We start from the raw sequence: 16851 nt of genomic DNA on the forward strand, positions 1-16851 counted from the left end.
GGCAGTTGCGCACCGAGGCCGGGGTGACGCTCGACGCGGCGGCCGAGGCGCTGGAGTGCAGCCGGCAGAAGGTGTGGCGGATCGAGAGCGGCCTCGGGTCGGCGCGTGGGGTGGATGTGCGGGCGATGTGCCAGCTCTACGACGCGAACGCGGAACTGACCGGCGCACTCGCCGCCCTGGCCAGCGAGACGAAGGCGAAAGGTTGGTGGCACGCCTACGGCGACGCCATCCCGGACTGGTTCGAGCTGTACGTGAGCCTGGAACAGTCCGCCAACCGGATACGACGGTACGACGAGGCGCTTGTCCCGGGCCTGTTGCAGACTCGCGCATACGCTTTCTCGGTATACCAGCACCGCAGCGAGGTAACTGAGGAAGAGCGGGAACGGCTCGTAGAGGTCAGGTTGCAGCGGCAGACCCTCCTTACCAGGCGGCTACCGCCCGCGCCGAAGATGGATGTCGTGGTTTCCGAGGCTGCGCTGCTCCGCGTGGTCGGCGACCGGGAGACGATGGCTGAACAACTCCGCCACCTGCTCACAGTCAGCGAACGGCCCAACGTCCGCATCAGGGTTCTGCCGCTCTCTGCGGGCCTGCATCGGGGCGTCGAGGCAGGCACGTTCGTCATGCTGGAATTTCCGCCCGGGACTCGGGCCACGCCTGAACCACCAGTGATCTACAGCGAGTCATGGACCGGCGCGCTATATCTGGACCGTCCGGAAGAGTTCGCCGCCTACGAGAACATCTGGGCGGGGCTCGGTCAGCTCGTCCTCGATGAAGGACAATCGAGGCAACTGATCAACAAGATCATCGGGGAGGTCCACCATGGCTGATCTGACCGGAGCCCAGTGGCGCAAGAGCACACGCAGCGGCAGCAACGGCGGCGACTGTGTCGAGGTCGCCGACAACCTGCCCGGCGTGGTCGCCGTACGCGACAGCAAGAACCCGGCAGGGCCGGTCCTCACCTTCACCCCCGCCGCCTGGACCACCTTCACCGCCCAGACCAGACGCACCCGCTGACACCCAGCCGGTCAGTGGAACGCCATGGGTCTCTCCGGCCCCGTTCGACACCCACACCGTTCCACTCACCGCGCTCAGCCCGGCTGAGTGGAACGCTATGGGCGTGTGTCAGCGCCCGTTTGACGCCCATGGCGTTCCACTCACGGCGCGGGAAGCGCAGTCAACTAACGGACGGAAGCGCCCGTAAGGGCCGAACCGTGGACACGGACCGCTCCATCCGGCAGTCCGAGCCGGCCCGGGCGGATCGTCCGGCACCCGACCGGTCAACTCTTTCCGTGCGTACGCGCCAACGGTCACGCCGCTTTCCGGGCCGGCCCGCGAGTAACTTCTCGTACCACCGCCTTCACGAGGAGTCATCGCATGTCCGAGGAGACCTGGCTCGCCGCCCGCCTGATCCCCACCTCCGGTATCAACGGCGCGGAGGAGCAGGAACGCCGGGCGACCTCCGCACTGTTGGCGGTGATGAGCGCGGTCCGGGAGTTCGGGCGGATCCTGACCCAGTCCCTCGGCGCACCGGCCGGCACGGTGCAGACGTTCATCGAGGTGCCGTTCAAACTCGGCAACCAGCAGCTCTTCCCGGACGGCCTCGTCCGCGTCACGCGGGGTCAGCGGCAGTGGACCGCGCTGGTCGAGGTGAAGACCGGCAGCAACGCGCTGAAGTCGGAGCAACTGGAGGCGTACCTGGACATCGCCCGGGAGCAGGGCTTCGACGCCCTCATCACGATCTCCAACGAGATCGCCCCCGTTCCGGGCCAGCATCCGACCACTATCGACCGCCGGAAGCTGCGCAAGGTCGCGCTCTTCCACCTGCCCTGGACGGAGATCCTGACCCAGGCGGTGATCCAGAAGGAGTACCGCGGCGTCGCCGACCCGGACCAGGCATGGGTCCTGGGTGAGCTGATCCGATACCTGGAGCACCCCCGTTCGGGTGCGCTGGAGTTCAGCGACATGGGGCCGGCCTGGGTCCCCGTACGCGATGGGGTGTCGGCGGGAACGCTGCGGGCCGGCGACGGCGGCGCGGCGGAGGTGGCCGGCCGATTCGACGCCCTGATCCGCTACGCCTGCCTGCGCCTCGGCCGGCAGTTGGGCACCGACGTCACGCCCGCGCTGAGCCGCCGTGACCTCGCCGATCCGGCGGTACGCACCCAGTCGCTCGTCAACCAACTCGTCACCACGGGCACGCTGACCGGCAGCATCCGGATTCCGGGCGCGGTCGGCCACCTTCACGTCACCGCCGATCTGCGGGCCGGGCAGATCGTCTGCCACGTCGACGTGGACGCTCCCCGCACCGGCCGACCGACCACGAGGGTGAACTGGCTCATCCGCCAACTGAAGGACGCGCCGGAGACGGTACGGATCGAGGCGTTCGTCATGCACGCCCGGGGCGGTGGCGCCACGGATCTCCTGCGGCAGGTCCGCGCCGAGCCCACCACGCTGGTCACCGATCCCGCCCGTGAGCTGCGGGCATTCCGGGTTGCGCAGAGCACGGCGGCGGGAACCAAGCGGGGCAGCGGGCGGGGTGCCTTCATCGATTCGATGTTGCACGCGATCGACGACTTCTACGAGCAGATCATCCAGAACCTGAAGCCGTGGATGCCCGCACCGCCACGCCTTCGCACGCCGGACGACGTCACGCCCGTGCAGCCGGTCGCCGCCAGCCTCGTCTCCACCGCCATCTCATCCCAGGACAGCCCGGAACTCGACACCTCGTCGGGGGCGGGTGACAACCAACCGAGGCCGTGACCCCGCCGCGCCTCCCGCCCGAACGGGCGCGGGAGGCGCGGGTGGTCAGCCCACTCCCGGGATGCCCGTCAAACCCTCGATCCACCCGGCGACCACCGACGTCTGGATGGCATAGCCGTAGGAATAGTCCGGCGCGTACGAGTAGTAGATCCCATAGACGCGGTCGCCCGCCCAAACGCCCGCGCCCGAGTCTCCCTTCACCGGAATGCCGTCGATGGGAATCAGCCGCATGTGGTCCACGGCGGACCCGTCCACCGACAGGGAACAGACCCGGAGCGACGGAGTTGGCGCCGACGAGGGCACGGATGGTTGATCCTGACCCCAGCCCCGCACCGCGACGGTGATGCCGGTCTTCAGGAGCGAGTTGGCGTTGTACTTCGCGATGAGGTTCACGTTGCGCACGGACCACCGCAGATGCAGCACCGCGACGTCGTACTTGTCGTTGGGCGCCCAGCCGATGACCGGGACCCCCTCGCCGTACTTCGGCCTGCGGTCACCGGTCCAGATCTGGAACCTGTCGGGGTCTTCGCCGTCGAAGCAGTGCTTGGCGGTGAGCACCCAACGCTGACCGATAAGCGTTCCGGTGCACTTGTATCTCGCTCCGGAGTCGGCCCAGATGTTGACCTGGCCGCGGAGCACCCCGCTGGTGGTGCCACCGAATATGGCAGACGCCGGGGTCGAGCCGGCGAACACCAGCGCGACCGCGAGGCCGGCCGCCGCAACGGCTACGACACCTGAACGGATCAAGCGCTCGATCATGAACAAGGTTCTCCCGTCCAGCCATTGGTATTGATCAGGTGACCATAATCAATTCCGCGCACAATCGGCAGAAGCACTGGATGACAATGCGGTTTCGCGGTGATGACGGAGTCAGGGCTGGTTGGCGCCAGCGCCGGTTCTCGTCGGTCACACCACCGTGTCGACGTCCTCTCGAAGCCCTCCGTGGCGAGCGCGGTCGAGCCTTTCCGCAGACGGGAGAAGTGGTGGGAGGATGGGGCCTCCGTTGGCAGGCTTGTCCCACCGGGGCGGGTAGGAGTGTCGATGAAATTTGAGCAGCTGTGGTCCGGGCTGGCGACGGACCTCCTAAGCACCCTTGCTGCCTACCGGTCCCGGGTCACGGAAATCGACGTGCGGGAGAAGGCCGACCAGACTCTGCTCACGGAGGCCGACCTCGTAGTCGAGCGGATGATCCTCGCCAAGATCCGCGCCCTGGATCCTGCGGCCCGCGTGCTTGCCGAGGAATCAGGTAGTGGTAGTTGGCGGCCCGCCGTCGACGAGGAACCCGATCGGATCTGGATCATCGATCCGATCGATGGCACGGCGGAGTTCGTCCGGCCGCAGAGCACCGAGTTCTGCTCCGTCGTCTGCCTGCTGGAGCGGCGGGAGCCGGTGGCCGCGCTCATCGTCGCCCCCGAACTCGGCACCGGTCGCGCGCCGGTGATCGTGCACGCGTCCCGAGCCGACAACACGATCCTGGTCAACGGTCGACCCGCCACGCTCAACAACAGTCCGGAGCCCGCACTTGTCGCATCCCTGACACGCAGTTCGACGTCCGAGGCACCGCGTCACGAGTCGGCCATGATCAAGGCCGGATATCGGCTGAAGACCCGCACCACGTCACAGACGCTCGACATGCTTCGGACAGCGCTGGATCTCACCGACCTCGTCGAGGGCTCACCGCGCTTCGACCTCTTCCACCGCGGGCGGCAGAAGGTCTGGGACGGCTTGGCGGGCTTGTGCCTGGGTGAGATCGTCGGTCTAATGTCTACGGACATCGATGGAAACAAGCGTCTACCGGTGTCCATCGAGACGCTCGCTCAGCCAGAACCGACTTTCGCCAGCACCGTCATGGGTCGCCCGGAGGCAGTCAAGTGGTTCGTGGAGGTAGCGCGGAACTCCCGCACCGAAACACCGAAGTCCTCGTAGACGTCACATCGATCATCGGTGCCGATGACTTCGTCTCCGCCCAGAACCGCCACGGGCAACCCGGCGATCCGTTCGCGCGACAGGCGTTCGTCGAGCTGATCCAGTCATTGATCTTCATGAAACGGGTGTGGGTCGCCCATCCGGTGCTCGCGCAACCCACCGCTGCGGATTTCGGCACCAAGCCTCTCCTGCTCCGGGCGTTGGCAGAGGCCGAGCTGCTCCATCCGCTGCAACTGGACGCCGATGAGAGCCAAGCCGCCCGGACCGCCGAGGAGTCCGCTCTTCAGGATCTGCAGAGCTGGCAGGGAAGCCGGGCGCTCGGGCAGTTCATCGAGCAGGCACTCGCCTGTGACGATGCCATGCCCGGCACCCGTAACTCGCTGTCGAGGCGCATCCACGGGTGGTCCACGTTCCAGGCCGCACACGTCCGCGTCGCCGGCCATCACGCCGATCGGATCGCGACCTCCGACGGTGTGGAGGATGATCCTTTCGGTGAGTGGGCGAGGGCGGCTTCGATCGTCCTACGGGGGCCACTACGGTCGATGGCCCCGCCTGGGGAGGAGGTCTACGTCGCGGCCACCCTTGCCCGCGGGCTCAAGTATCGGTCGAGGGCGGATGCCACCGGCCTTTCCTACCAGGCACACCCCCTCCGAAGAGATTTCCTCCTCACCTTCGATTTGTCCCGCGAGGGCGCGGCCGAGGGAGTCGTACTCGACGTCATCAAGGCTATTCGCGGCATCCACCAGTCGCTCGCCACTGCCGCGAGTGAGAGCGACACTCATCAGGTGCGGCTGCTCGAGCTGGAACTACCGCTTCTCGGTGGCCGGCTCTGGCATGCCTCGGAGACCGGCAGGCTGGGCGACAACGCGTGGGTCGACCTGGTCGTCAGCCGCATCGGCGAATATCGGCAGAAGGCGGCTGATCTGCGAGCGGCCGTCGCCAGGTGCGTCACCGACGAGGACTATCTACGCCTGGCACGGGACATCGACGAGGCGAAGAAGCAACTGCTCGAACGCCTCGGGTTTCGCAAGATCGTGTTGTCGGCGGTAGAGCAGGAACTCGTCAACGGCGTGGCGTCCGTGGCCGAGTCGGTGCCGGGCATACCAAAGGTCTCGGGAATGTGGATCGGCGCCCGGGTGATCGGCAAACAGATGGCTGCCACCGGCACGCCGGTACAGCGCTTCCTGTACAAGGAGTTCTACCGGGCGTGGAAGCGGGCCGGACGCTGACGCGACGGTTAATAGGGGCCCCCGCCTATACCGAATGCGTTAAGCGGGGGCCCCGCCTTACATGTTCACGCAGCGCAGCACCGGGCGGTGGGTGAGCGCCGCCGCGTCCAGCGGCGCGAGCGCGCGCACCGTGAAGGCGGTGCTCTCGCCCGGCAGCAACGTCACAAGCGCCCGGTCGACCTGCGCGGACGGGTCCAGCCGGTCGGGGAACAGCGTCAGGTCGCGCAACGCCGTGCGGGCGGTCACCACGATCCGCTGGCCGCCGTCGACCGGCTCGACGCTCGCGTCCCACTCGGCCGCCGGCCAGTCGATGTCGCGGTCCTCGGCGAAGAACCACAGCGCGCGCTCCGCGGTGTCGCCGGCCTCCGCGACCAGCAGCTCACGCCGACCTTCGTCCGGCCGCGCCAGCTCCGCCGGCAAGGTCAACACCACCGAGGAGTACGCCGGGACGTCGAGGTCGACCGAGGTCTTCGCCCTCGGCTCCCCGGTGACGGTGACCCGGGTGACAGTGGCCGGCGCGGTCCACGCCCGCGCGGTGTCGTTCACCGCGACCAGCGCCAGCCCGCCGTCGCGCGGTTGCACGGTGAGCAGCCGGTCGGCGTAGGCGCGGCGCAGCGCGTACCACAGGGGTTTGCGTCGGCCGTCGCCGTCGACGGCGGCCCAGGAGGTGACCGGCCAGCAGTCGTTGAGCTGCCACACGATGGTGCCCATGCAGACGGGTCGGTGCGAGCGGAAGTGTTCGACGCCGAGTTGGATGGCGCGGGCCTGGTTGAGCTGGGTGAAGTAGTGCCAGTCGTCGAAGTCGGCGGGCGGCGGCAGGTGGGCGTCGAGGCCGCGCTGGAGCTTGCGGTCCCCGTCGGCGGCCTTCTGGTGGTGGGCCATGCCGGGTGAGTCGTGCGCGAGGGGTTCGTCGGAGATGGCCCGGCGCAGCGTCGCGTACGCGGGTGGCCCCTGGTAGCCGAACTCGGCGACGAAGCGCGGCACGTACTCGCGGTATCTGGTGTAGTCGTCGTCGTTCCAGACGGTCCAGATGTGCATGGTGCCGTGCGCCGGGTCGTTGGGGTGGATGTCGTCGCGACCGGACCAGGGGCTGCCCGGCCAGTAGGGCACGGTCGGGTCCAGCTCGCCGACGATCGCGGGCAGCAGCTCCAGGTAGTAGCCCCGTCCCCAGGTGCGGCCGGCGAGCGGTTCCTGCCAGTCCCAGTCGTGCCAGCCCCAGATGTTCTCGTTGTTGCCGGTCCAGAGCACCAGCGACGGATGCCCGGCGAGCCGGGACACCTGCTGCCGGGCCTCCGCCTCGACCTCGGTGCGGAACGGCTCCTCCTCCGGGTACGCCGCGCAGGCGAAGAGGAAGTCCTGCTGCACCAGCAGCCCGAGCGTGTCGGCCAGTTCGTAGAAGTCGTCCGACTCGTAGCGCCCGCCGCCCCAGATCCGCAGCAGGTTGACGTTGGCGTCGACCGCCTGGCCGAACCGCTGCGCCAGGCGGTCCCGGGTGACCCGGTTTCCGAAGGCGTCGTCGGGGATCCAGTTGACGCCCTTGACGAAGACCGGCACGTCGTTGACGACGAGCGTGAACGGGGTGCCGTGGTCGTCGGGCGTGGTGTCGAGGCGGATCGAACGGAAACCGATCCGGCGGGACGCGGCGTCCAGGTGCCGCCCGTCGGCGGCGTGCAGGGTCACGTCCAGGTCGTGCAGGGGCTGGTCGCCGTACCCGACCGGCCACCACAGCGCGGGGTCCGGCACGGTGAGGGTGAGCGCGGCGGCCCGCTCCCCCGCCGGCACGGTGACCTCGGCGGTGACGCCGGCGACGGCGGCGCGGACGGTGAGCGGCTCGTCGGCGGCCCGCTCGACCTCGACGTGCAGCTCGACCCGGCCGGTGCCGTCGACCACCGTGACGAGCGGCCGGACCGACGCGAGCCGGGCGGTGGACCAGGCGTGCAGGCCGATGTCCTGCCAGATGCCGGCGGTGACCACCGTCGGTCCCCAGTCCCAGCCGAAGTTGCAGGCGGTCTTGCGGATGAAGTGGAACGGCTCCGGGTACGCGTTGGGCCGGTCGCCGAGCCGGTCCCGATGCGCCTCGGCGTAGCGGTAGGGCGAGTCGAAGCGTACGGCCAGGGTGTTGTCACCGGGGCGCAGCAGCGACCGGACGTCGAAGCGGTAGCCGCGGTGCTGGTTCTCGGTGCGGCCGACCTCGACGTCGTTGAGCGTGACCGTGGCGACCGTGTCCAGGCCGGCGCAGACCAGGTCCACCCGGTCCGCGCTGTCGCCGGGTTGCCAGGCGAACGTGGTCCGGTAGACCCAGTCGGTGCGCCCGATCCAGGTGAGCCGGTTCTCGTTGTCGTCGAGGTACGGGTCGGGGATGAGGCCGGCGGCCAGCAGGTCGGTGTGCACGCATCCGGGGACTGTCGCCGGCACCGCCGTCCCGGCGATCTCCGGTGGCACCGCCGGGCCGGATTCGGCCCGCAGCGTCCAGCCCTCGTGCAGCAGCGTGGAACGGCTCACGACTTCACCGCGCCTTCCATGATTCCGCGGACGATCTGGCGTCCACCGATGAACAGCATGAGCAGCAGGGGCGCGGTGGCGATGAGCGCGCCGGCCAGCACCCGCCGGTAGATGACGTAGTTGCCGCTGGCCAGGTCGGAGATGGCCACCATCGAGGTCGGGAAGTCGGTGCCGTTCAGCGTGATCAGCGGCCACTGGAAGTCGTTCCAGGTGGCCACGAACGTGAGCAGGCCGAGTACGGCGAGGGCCGGGCGGATCGCGGGCAGCACGATGGTGGCGTACACCCGCATGGTCGTGGCGCCGTCGACCCGGGCCGCCTCGACCAGCTCGTCCGGGACGGTGTTCACGATGAACTGCCGCATGTAGAACACGCCGAACGCGGTGACGAGGCCGGGGGCGATGACCGCGAGCAGCGTGCCGTTCCAGCCGAGCTTGCCCATCACGATGTAGAGCGCGACGATGCCGAGCTGGTTGGGCACGGTGAGCGTGAGCACCACGAAGACCATCAGCGCGCTGCTGCCCTTGAAGCGCAGCTTGGCGAACGCGAACCCGGCCAGTGAACAGAAGAACAGCACCGAGGCGGTCACCACCGTCGACACGATGACGCTGTTGACGAGCGACGCGGCGAAGTAGACGTCCTGGAGGGAGAAGACCTCGTCGACGTTGGTCAGGAACCTGTCGCCCGGGACGATCGCCGGGGGGAGCTTCGCCAGCGCCTCGTCGTTGCTCGTGGCGATGACGAACATCCAGTAGAGCGGGAACGCGGCGAACAGCATGCTGACCGCGAGCAGCAGGTAGGTCCAGAGGCCGGCCGGGGTGTCCTGCGGCGCCCGGGCCACCACACGTCGTGTCGTCACCGACGACCTCCCGAGAGTCGGTTCGTCAGCAGGTAGTTGAGGCCGGCGACGATCAGGACGATCAGGAACAGGGCCCAGGACATGGCCGCGGCGTAGCCGAGGTTGAGGTCCTTCCAGCCGACCTTGTAGATGAGCTGGGCGATGGTCTGCCACTCACCGTTCGGCCCGCCGGTGGCGGCCTGGGCGTTCGGGTCGAAGAGCATCGGCTCGGTGAACAGCTGCAACCCGCCGATGGTGGAGAGGATCACGGTGAACAGGACGATCGGCTGGATCATCGGGACGGTGATCCGCCAGAGCTGCTTCCACTGGTTGGCGCCGTCGATGGCGGCGGCCTCGTAGACGTCGCGCGGGATGGACTGCATGGCGGCCAGGTAGAGCAGCGCGTTGTAGCCGATCCACTTCCAGTTGACCATGGTGGCGATGGCGATCCAGGCGTGCAGCTTGTCGGCCCGCCAGTCGATCGGGTCGTCCGCGCCGCCGATGCCGAGCAGGCCGAGGACCCAGTTGGCCATGCCGAAGTCGCGGGAGAAGAAGACGCTGAAGACCATGCTGGAGGCCACGATCGGCGTCACGTACGGCAGCAGCACGCCGACCCGCCACCACGTCTGCGCCCGCAGTTTCCGGTTGAGCAGCGAGGCGACAAGCAGCGCGAGCAGCAGCTGCGGCACGGTGGAGAGCAGGAAGATGCCGAACGTGTTGTAGAGCGCGTTCCAGAAGTCCTCGTCGGCCATGAGCCGGCTGAAGTTCTCGGCGCCCGCCCAGTAGGGCAACGTCGGGTCGTCCAGGCGGTAGTTGCGCAGCGAGACCACCGCGTTGAACAGCAGCGGGAAGAGCCCGAACACGAGGAAGAGCAGGAAGAACGGCGCGATCATGAGGTACGGCATGTAGCGCATGTCGAAGCGGTACAGCCGGTTGCGCCAGGTCAACCGCCGGTCGCCGGCCCCATCGCGTTCTCGCGCGGGTCGGCGGCTCGGCGGCGCGGGCGCGGCAGGGGTGCTGGACATCGGTTCACTCCAGAGCCGAGGCGGGTGGGCGGGCGGCGCCGGAGCGGGTCAGGTCCCCGCTCCGGCGCCGGTGGGGCGTCAGGACTTGGCCGCCTTCTCGGCTTCCTTGACCGCCTCGTTCCAGGCGGCGTCCGACTTCAGCGACTTGTTCTCCACCCGCCGGATGACGTTCTCCACCGCGACCCGGGTGGGGCCGTTCTTCTTGCCCAGGTACTGCGGGGTGAGGCCCTGCGCCATCTTCGGGAAGATCTGACCGACCGGGGCGTCGTTGAAGAACGGGTTCTTGAAGTCGGCGATGGCCGGGTCGGTGTAGAGCGCCGGCTGCGACGGGAGGTTGCCGACCTTCTTGAAGATCTCGATCTGCTGCTCCGGCGCGACCAGCCACTCCAGCAGCTTGTACGCCTCGTCGACGTGCTTACCCTGCTTGGGGATGGTGAGGAACGAGCCGCCCCAGTTGCCGCCGCCACCGGGCACCGCGGCGATGTCCCACTTGCCCTCGGTGCCGGGCGCGGTGTCCTTGATGTGGCCGAGCATCCACGCCGGGCAGGCCAGCACGGCGAACGCGCCGCTGGTGAAGCCCTTGTCCCAGTCGGCCTGGAAGCTGACCAGGTTGGCCGAGAGGCCGGCGTCGACCGCCTTGACCGTGTAGTCGAAGGCGACCTTCGGGCCGCCGTCCATCTGGAGCTGCTCCTGGTCGTTGTAGAAGCCGACCTGCTGCTGCCCGAGGACCGGGTTGAACAGGTTGGTGCCGGCGTCGAGGAACTTCTTCTTGGTCTTGCCGGTGTACTGCTGGCCGACCTCGATGAACTTGTCCCAGGTGGGCCAGAGCGCGGAGACCTGGTCGCGATCGGTGGGCAGGCCGGCGGCGGAGAACAGGTCGGTGCGGTAGCACATGGCCAGGCCACCCACGTCGGTGCCGAGGCCGATCTGCGTCTTGCCGTCGGCGGACAGCGACTGCTTCCACTTCCAGGGCAGGTACTTGCTCTCGTACGACCCGGCGCCCTTGTCGAGCAGGTTGACGAACTTGTCGGACTGGCTGCGGAACTGGACCATGAAGCCCTCGTCGATCGCCGCGATGTCCGGCGCGCCGTTGCCGGCGACGAGCTTCTTCTGCAGGTCCTCGTGCTGGGCGTTGTACTCGCCCGAGTTGAGCTGGATCTTGACGTTCTTGTGCTCGGCCTCGTACTTGGTCTTGAGGTCCTGGAGGCCGAAGTCGCCCCAGAAATTGATCTTCAAGGTGACCTGACCGTCGGCCGCGTCCGAGCCGCCGGTGGTGCTCCTGCCGCTGCATGCGGCGACCATGACCAGGCTGAGGGCACCGACGGCGGCCGTGCGCGCCCAGTGCGTCCAGGACCGTTTCATGCCATCCTCCGCGCCAAATGGGAACGCTCCCGATATCGAGAGACGTTGACTGAACCGGATAAGTGACGCCACCGTACGGTCCGCCCCTGGCAGTGTCAACGGCCGGTTAACAGCACTGAACCGCACCCAGTACCGAACTGTGTGGTTCAGTCCCGCGGCCTGGAGGGGCGCACCGGTGCAGTAGCGTCACACCCGCCGGCCACCCCGGCGGTCGAGAAGCGCCCGCGAGGGCCGGACAACAGGGGAGGAACGCTTCGGTGAAGCGGCCGACCATCGCCGACGTCGCCCGGCGCGCCGGAGTCTCCAAGGGCGCGGTGTCGTACGCGCTGAACGGGCAACCCGGCGTCTCCGAGGCGACCCGGCAGCGCATCCTGGCGATCGCCGCCGAGATCGGGTTCAGCCCGAGCAGCGCCGCCCGGGCGCTCTCCGGCGCCACCGCCAAGGCGGTCGGGCTGGCGCTGTGCCGGCCCGCCCGGATACTCGGCATCGAGCCGTTCTTCATGGAGCTGATCAGCGGCGTCGAGGCCGAACTGTCGGCCCGCTCGTACGCGCTGACCCTCCAGGTGGTCGCCGACCAGGACGCCGAGATCGCGGTCTATCGCAGGTGGTGGGCCGAGCGCCGGGTGGACGGCGTCTTCGTCTGCGACCTGCGTACCGACGACCGGCGGGTGCCCGCGCTGGAGGAGCTGCAACTGCCCGCCGTGGTCATCGGCGGCCCCGGACACACCGGCGGCCTGGCAAGCGTCTGGTCCGACGACGCGGCGGCCCTGGTCGAGACGGTGGAATACCTGGTCGCGCTCGGGCACCGGCGGATCGCCCGGGTCGGCGGGCTGCCGACGTTGCTGCACACCGAAATCCGCACCGACGCGTTCACCGACGTGTGCGCCCGGCTCGGGCTGGACGAGGCGAGCACCGTCTGGTCCGACTACACGGGCGAGGAGGGCGCGCGGGCCACCCGCCGGCTGCTCAGCTCCGCCAACCGCCCGACCGCGGTGATCTACGACAACGACGTGATGGCCATTGCCGGGCTCTCCGTGGCCCAGGAGATGGGCCTGGCCGTCCCCGGCGACCTGTCCATCGTGGCCTGGGACGACTCGCCGCTCTGCCGGCTCGTCCACCCGCCGCTGACCGCGCTCGGCCGGGACATCCCGGCGTACGGCGCGCACGCCGCCCGGCAACTCCTCGCCGTGATCGCCGGCGGGGAGGTGAGAGGCGCGCAGGACGAGACCGCCCACCTCACACCGCGCGGCAGCACCGCACCACCCCGCACCCACTGAACCGGTTCAGCGAACCGTCCTCGCCGCAACGTTCACCGCACTGCTTCACCGCGCCGCCGCACCGCGACGCCTCACCGCGACGGCGACGGGAACTCCTCGAACCACGCCTCGACCCGCTCCGCCGTCGCCGGCCGGGCCAGCGCGAAGCCCTGGCCGTACCGGCAGCCGGCCCGCCGCGCGCCGGCCACCTGGCCGTCCGACTCCAGCCCCTCGACCACCAACTCCACGCCGAGCCGGCTCCCCAGGTTCGCCACCACGTCGATCAGCGGACGCTGCCCGTCGGCGCCCGGCGCGACCAGGTGCGGGCCGACCTTGAGCAGGTCGATCGGCAGCCGGCGGAGCTGGGCGAGCGAGGCGTGCTCGGCACGGAAGTCGTCGAGCGCGGTGCGGACGCCGAGCGACCGCAGACCGGCGAGCCGAGCCACCACGGTGGGCAGCTCCGGCCCGACCGCCGGCTCGGCCACCTCCACCACCAGCCGCTCCGGCGGCACGTCGTATGCCGCGAGCGCGGTCGCCGTCCGCGCCACGAAGTCCGTCGCGGCCAGCTCCCGCGGCGTGACGTTGACCGCCATCCACAGCTCCCGGCCCCCCTCCGACCAGGAGGCGAGCTGCCGGCAGGCCCGGTCCACCACCCACCAGCCGACCTCGCCGAGCAGGTCGAGGTCGGCCGCCACCGGCAACAGCTCCGCCGGCAGCACGGTGCCCAACGCCGGGCTACGCCACCGCAGCAGCGCCTCGGTGCCCACCGGCAGCCGGTCGGCGAGCGCCACCACCGGCTGGTAGACCAGGTCCAGCTCACCCCGGGCCACCGCGCCGGGCAGCTCCCGCTCCAGGTCCAGCCGGCGGACCAGCTGCTCCTCCAGGTAGGCGTCGTACCACTCGACCCGGTCCCGGCCGAGCTGCACCGCGCGCCGCCGGGCCAGGTCGGCCTGGCGCAGCACGTCCTCCGGATCGCCGCCGGTGGTCTCCGCCAGCCCGATGCTGGCCCGCACGTGGACCATGATGCCGCCCGGACCGGGGTACGGCTCGGCGAGCGCGGCCAACAACCGGTGCCCGAGCGCGTACGCCGGCACCGGCCCGAGGTCGGTGAGCACGGCGAACCCGGCGTCGCCGACGCGGGCGACCAGGTCGTGGGCGCCGCAGCCGGCGCGGAGCCGCCGGCCCACCTCGGCCAGGACCGGCCCGGCCGGCGCCAGGTCGTCGTGCAGGTCCACCAGGAGCAGCGCGCCGCCGCTGCGCAGGGGCAACGCCCGCACCAGCTCGGCCCGGGTCAACGGCGCCGGCTCACCGGCGTCGCCGCCTCCGCCGACGAGGCGCCGCAGCCACTCCTCGCTGGCGGCGAGCCGCTCCACCCGGTGCCGCTGGTCGGCCGCGGCCAGCAGCTCACTGACCATGATCGGCGGAATGATCGACAACCCCAGGGCCATGGCCGCCGGGGTGAACTCCCCGACCGTACCCAGATGCACGCCGGCGGCCAGGGCGGCGATGCCGGCCGGCGCGGTGAGCCGGGGCCACGCGGCCGGCGCGGCGCCGCGGTGCGGTCGCTCCCCGGCCGAGGTACGCCGCGCGCCGGCGGCGGTGAGCAGCGCGCCGGCCAGCACCGGCGGCGCGACGGCCGACAGGGCGCGGTCCGGCGCGTCGTACGCCAGCAGCACCACGAGCAGCGCCAACCCGCCGAGCGTGAGCCCGGCCCCGGCGTGGCAGCGCGCGGCTCCCGGCCGCCGCCGGCGTTCGGCGAGCGCGGCCGTCACCAGCACGGCGAGCGTCGCTGCCCCGCCCACGCTGGCGACCAGCCCGGCCGGCGGCACCGGCCCGGCGGGAAGGAGCACCCAGCCGGCGAAGGCCAGGCTGACGCCGAGAGCGAGCGCGTCGACCGCCCGACGCAGCCGCTCGCGACAGGCGAGCCGGGAACGGCCGGGCAGGCGGAACAGGGCCGTGGCGTAGAGCGGCGTGGCGAGGCCCAACCCGACGAGCGCGACCGGCAGCCGGTGCGCCCGATCGCTCAGCGGCAGCACCGCGACCGTGAGGCCGGCGACCAGGACGGCGGCGTCGAGGATCGCGGCGACCCGCCGGGACAGCGCCACCCGGCGCGCCCGCCGCCCGGTCGCCGAGCCGCCCGCCCAGCCCACCGCGCGCTCGTGGCGCGTGGCTGCCGGCGTGGGTGGGACGCCGGCGAGCCAGGCGAGCCGGACACAGGCGAGGGCGGAGCCACCGGCGACGGCGAGCGCCGCGGCGGCCGGGCCGGGCACGAGCCCGGCGATGCCTGCCAGCAGGAATAACGCGCCGCTGAGTGAGGCGGCGAAATCGGGCAGGAGGGGCCACCGGCGGGGACCGGTGGGAGGCATGACGAGCACGGCGGTCGCCTTCGTGAGGGGGCACGGGGCGGTGCGGTTGCGGTGCGACGTGCGGGTTGCCCGGGTGGGCAAGCTGCATCGGCGGGGACCGATGCGGCCATGCCTAGAAACGATTCCGGACGCGACGGGTGACGCGACACCACTAGTGACCTCCATCACACGCCAACGTGACCGGCGTGCGGCGGCCGGGCGGGAGAGTCGGCTGGGCGGGTGGGATCATCGGAGGGTGAGCCGCGCCGACACCGTCCACTTCCGCCACAACCAGGCCATCCTGGTGGCCGCGATCGTCGCCTTCATCGGCGCGCTGCCGCTGGCCACCGCCCGCTGGTGGCTGCTCTGGGTGCTGCTCGTCCCGCTCGTGATCGGAATCTGGGTGTGGCGGGCCGGCACCGATGCCGACGCCCGGGAGCTGCGACTGCGTGCCCTCGTCGGGCAACGACGGGTGCCCTGGGACCGGGTGACCGAGCTGGGCGGCGGTCCCCGCGGCCGGGCGATCGCCCGACTTGACGACGGTCAGGCACTGGTGCTGCCCGCGGTGCGCACCACCGACCTGCCCCGCCTGATCGCCGCCACCGGCCAGGCGCTACCCCACGACGACAGCGCCGGTCAGTAGCCGTCGGTCACCCGGTTCGCCAGCTCCTCCCCCGCCGCGAAGCGGCGCAACTGCGCCCCCACCAGCCGGTACGCACGCGGCAACAAGCCCCGCACCGACCCGGCTACGTGCGGGGTGAGCAGCACGTTCGGCAGCTCCCAGAGGGGGTGGTCGGCGGGCAGCGGCTCCGGGTCGGTGACGTCCAGCGCGGCCCGCAGCCGTCCCGATGCCAGCTCGGCGAGCAGTGCCGGCGTGCGGGCCACCGGCCCCCGTGCGGCGTTCACCAGCAGCGCGCCGTCCGGCATCGCGGCAAGGAAGCGCTCGTCGACCAGGCCCCGGGTCTGCTCGGTCAGCGGCACCAGCAGCACCACCACGTCCGCCGTGGGAAGCAGGGTGGGCAGCTCGGCCACCCCGTGCACCTGCTCGTCCGGGCGCGGCGTGCGGGCGACCAGGGTGAAGCTCACCTCGAACGGGGCGAGCCGGGCGCGCACCGCCGCGCCGATCGAGCCGGCGCCGACGATCAGCACCCGCTTGCCGGCGAGCTCGTCGGTCGGGGCCACCTCGTCGTACGCCCATTCCCGGCGGGCCTGGGCACGGGCCAGCGGCGCGAACCCGCGCAGCGCGGACAGGATCGCGGTGACCACCCACTCCGCGGTGGCCGAGTCGTGCACGCCCCTCGCGTCGCAGAGCGTCACCCCCGCCGGGACCCGCCCCACCCACGCGTCCGCGCCGGCGGAGAGAAGCTGCACCACCTCGACGTCCGGCAGCTCGGACAGGAACGCTCCGGCGTCCGCGCCGGACAGGAAGGGGGGCACCCAGAACCGCACGTCCGCCGGCGGGGACGGGAGCCGGGCCGGATCCGCGAGCACTTCCACGGTGACGTCGGGTGGCAGCTCACCGAGCAGTCGGTGGCCCTCGGGGTGCGGGATCCATACCTTCACGATCGTCGACGATATCCGTACCCGCAGGTCGGCGCCGTTCGGGCAGTGAC

At 70.6% G+C, this 16851-nt stretch carries 14 protein-coding genes; 7 read left to right on the forward strand and 7 right to left on the reverse strand.

The annotated features are described in order from the left end of the window. Positions 1-23 precede the first annotated feature (23 nt). The 3 genes from O7602_RS22165 (at position 24) to O7602_RS22175 (ending at position 2757) form a co-directional block, all read left to right on the forward strand. A complete protein-coding gene (locus O7602_RS22165) occupies positions 24-827 on the forward strand; it encodes a helix-turn-helix transcriptional regulator (RefSeq protein WP_281584538.1) in 804 nt (267 codons plus the stop codon). Further along, a complete protein-coding gene (locus tag O7602_RS22170) occupies positions 820-1014 on the forward strand; it encodes a DUF397 domain-containing protein (RefSeq protein WP_281584539.1) in 195 nt (64 codons plus the stop codon). Before O7602_RS22165 ends, O7602_RS22170 begins: the two co-directional genes overlap by 8 nt. Before the next feature lie 360 nt (positions 1015-1374). Continuing rightward, positions 1375-2757: a stress response protein gene (locus O7602_RS22175; protein WP_281584540.1), complete on the forward strand. Its 1383-nt coding sequence runs from the start codon at positions 1375-1377 to the stop codon at positions 2755-2757. A gap of 45 nt (positions 2758-2802) precedes the next feature. Here O7602_RS22175 and O7602_RS22180 read toward each other — a convergent pair whose 3' ends face one another. Next, positions 2803-3516 carry a trypsin-like serine protease gene (locus tag O7602_RS22180; protein ID WP_281584541.1) on the reverse strand — a complete coding sequence of 238 codons (714 nt, stop codon included), beginning with the start codon at positions 3514-3516 and terminating at the stop codon, positions 2803-2805. A 282-nt stretch (positions 3517-3798) separates the two neighbouring features. On the opposite strand from O7602_RS22180, the gene O7602_RS22185 reads away from it, so the two are divergent. Next, a complete protein-coding gene (locus O7602_RS22185) occupies positions 3799-4683 on the forward strand; it encodes an inositol monophosphatase family protein (RefSeq protein ID WP_281584542.1) in 885 nt (294 codons plus the stop codon). Next, on the forward strand, positions 4629-5912 hold the full coding sequence (locus tag O7602_RS22190) for a hypothetical protein (RefSeq protein ID WP_281584543.1): 1284 nt from the start codon (positions 4629-4631) through the stop codon (positions 5910-5912). The genes O7602_RS22185 and O7602_RS22190 overlap by 55 nt, the downstream gene beginning before the upstream one ends. A 57-nt stretch (positions 5913-5969) precedes the next feature. Here O7602_RS22190 and O7602_RS22195 read toward each other — a convergent pair whose 3' ends face one another. From O7602_RS22195 to O7602_RS22210, 4 genes are all read right to left on the reverse strand, one after another. After that, the gene (locus O7602_RS22195) at positions 5970-8414 is read right to left on the reverse strand and encodes a glycoside hydrolase family 2 protein (protein ID WP_281584544.1); all 2445 of its coding nucleotides are present in this window, start codon (positions 8412-8414) and stop codon (positions 5970-5972) included. Continuing rightward, positions 8411-9271: a carbohydrate ABC transporter permease gene (locus tag O7602_RS22200; protein ID WP_281584545.1), complete on the reverse strand. Its 861-nt coding sequence runs from the start codon at positions 9269-9271 to the stop codon at positions 8411-8413. The genes O7602_RS22195 and O7602_RS22200 overlap by 4 nt, the downstream gene beginning before the upstream one ends. Next, positions 9268-10275, reverse strand: coding sequence for a sugar ABC transporter permease (locus tag O7602_RS22205; protein ID WP_281584546.1), 1008 nt, complete (start codon positions 10273-10275; stop codon positions 9268-9270). Before O7602_RS22205 ends, O7602_RS22200 begins: the two co-directional genes overlap by 4 nt. Positions 10276-10353: 78 nt before the next feature. After that, positions 10354-11637 (reverse strand): extracellular solute-binding protein, encoded by a 1284-nt coding sequence (locus O7602_RS22210; RefSeq protein WP_281584547.1) that lies wholly within the window; start codon positions 11635-11637, stop codon positions 10354-10356. Between the two features lie 257 nt (positions 11638-11894). Here O7602_RS22210 and O7602_RS22215 point away from each other — a divergent pair, with 257 nt between their 5' ends. Beyond that, a complete protein-coding gene (locus O7602_RS22215; RefSeq protein WP_281584548.1) occupies positions 11895-12914 on the forward strand; it encodes a LacI family DNA-binding transcriptional regulator in 1020 nt (339 codons plus the stop codon). A gap of 71 nt (positions 12915-12985) precedes the next feature. On the opposite strand, the gene O7602_RS22220 is transcribed toward O7602_RS22215, so the two are convergent. Then, positions 12986-15259, reverse strand: a complete 2274-nt coding sequence (locus tag O7602_RS22220) for a GGDEF domain-containing phosphodiesterase (protein WP_281590466.1) — start codon at positions 15257-15259, stop codon at positions 12986-12988. A gap of 235 nt (positions 15260-15494) precedes the next feature. Between O7602_RS22220 and O7602_RS22225 the strand changes: the two genes are divergently transcribed. Continuing rightward, entirely contained in the window at positions 15495-15881 is a 387-nt protein-coding gene (locus O7602_RS22225; RefSeq protein WP_281584549.1) for a PH domain-containing protein, read from the forward strand. On the opposite strand, the gene O7602_RS22230 is transcribed toward O7602_RS22225, so the two are convergent. Further along, positions 15875-16801: a 2-hydroxyacid dehydrogenase gene (locus O7602_RS22230; RefSeq protein ID WP_281584550.1), complete on the reverse strand. Its 927-nt coding sequence runs from the start codon at positions 16799-16801 to the stop codon at positions 15875-15877. The genes O7602_RS22225 and O7602_RS22230 overlap by 7 nt on opposite strands. Between the last annotated feature and the right edge of the window lie 50 nt (positions 16802-16851).

It is taken from the genome of Micromonospora sp. WMMD1128, assembly GCF_027497235.1.
Lineage (GTDB): Bacteria > Actinomycetota > Actinomycetes > Mycobacteriales > Micromonosporaceae > Micromonospora.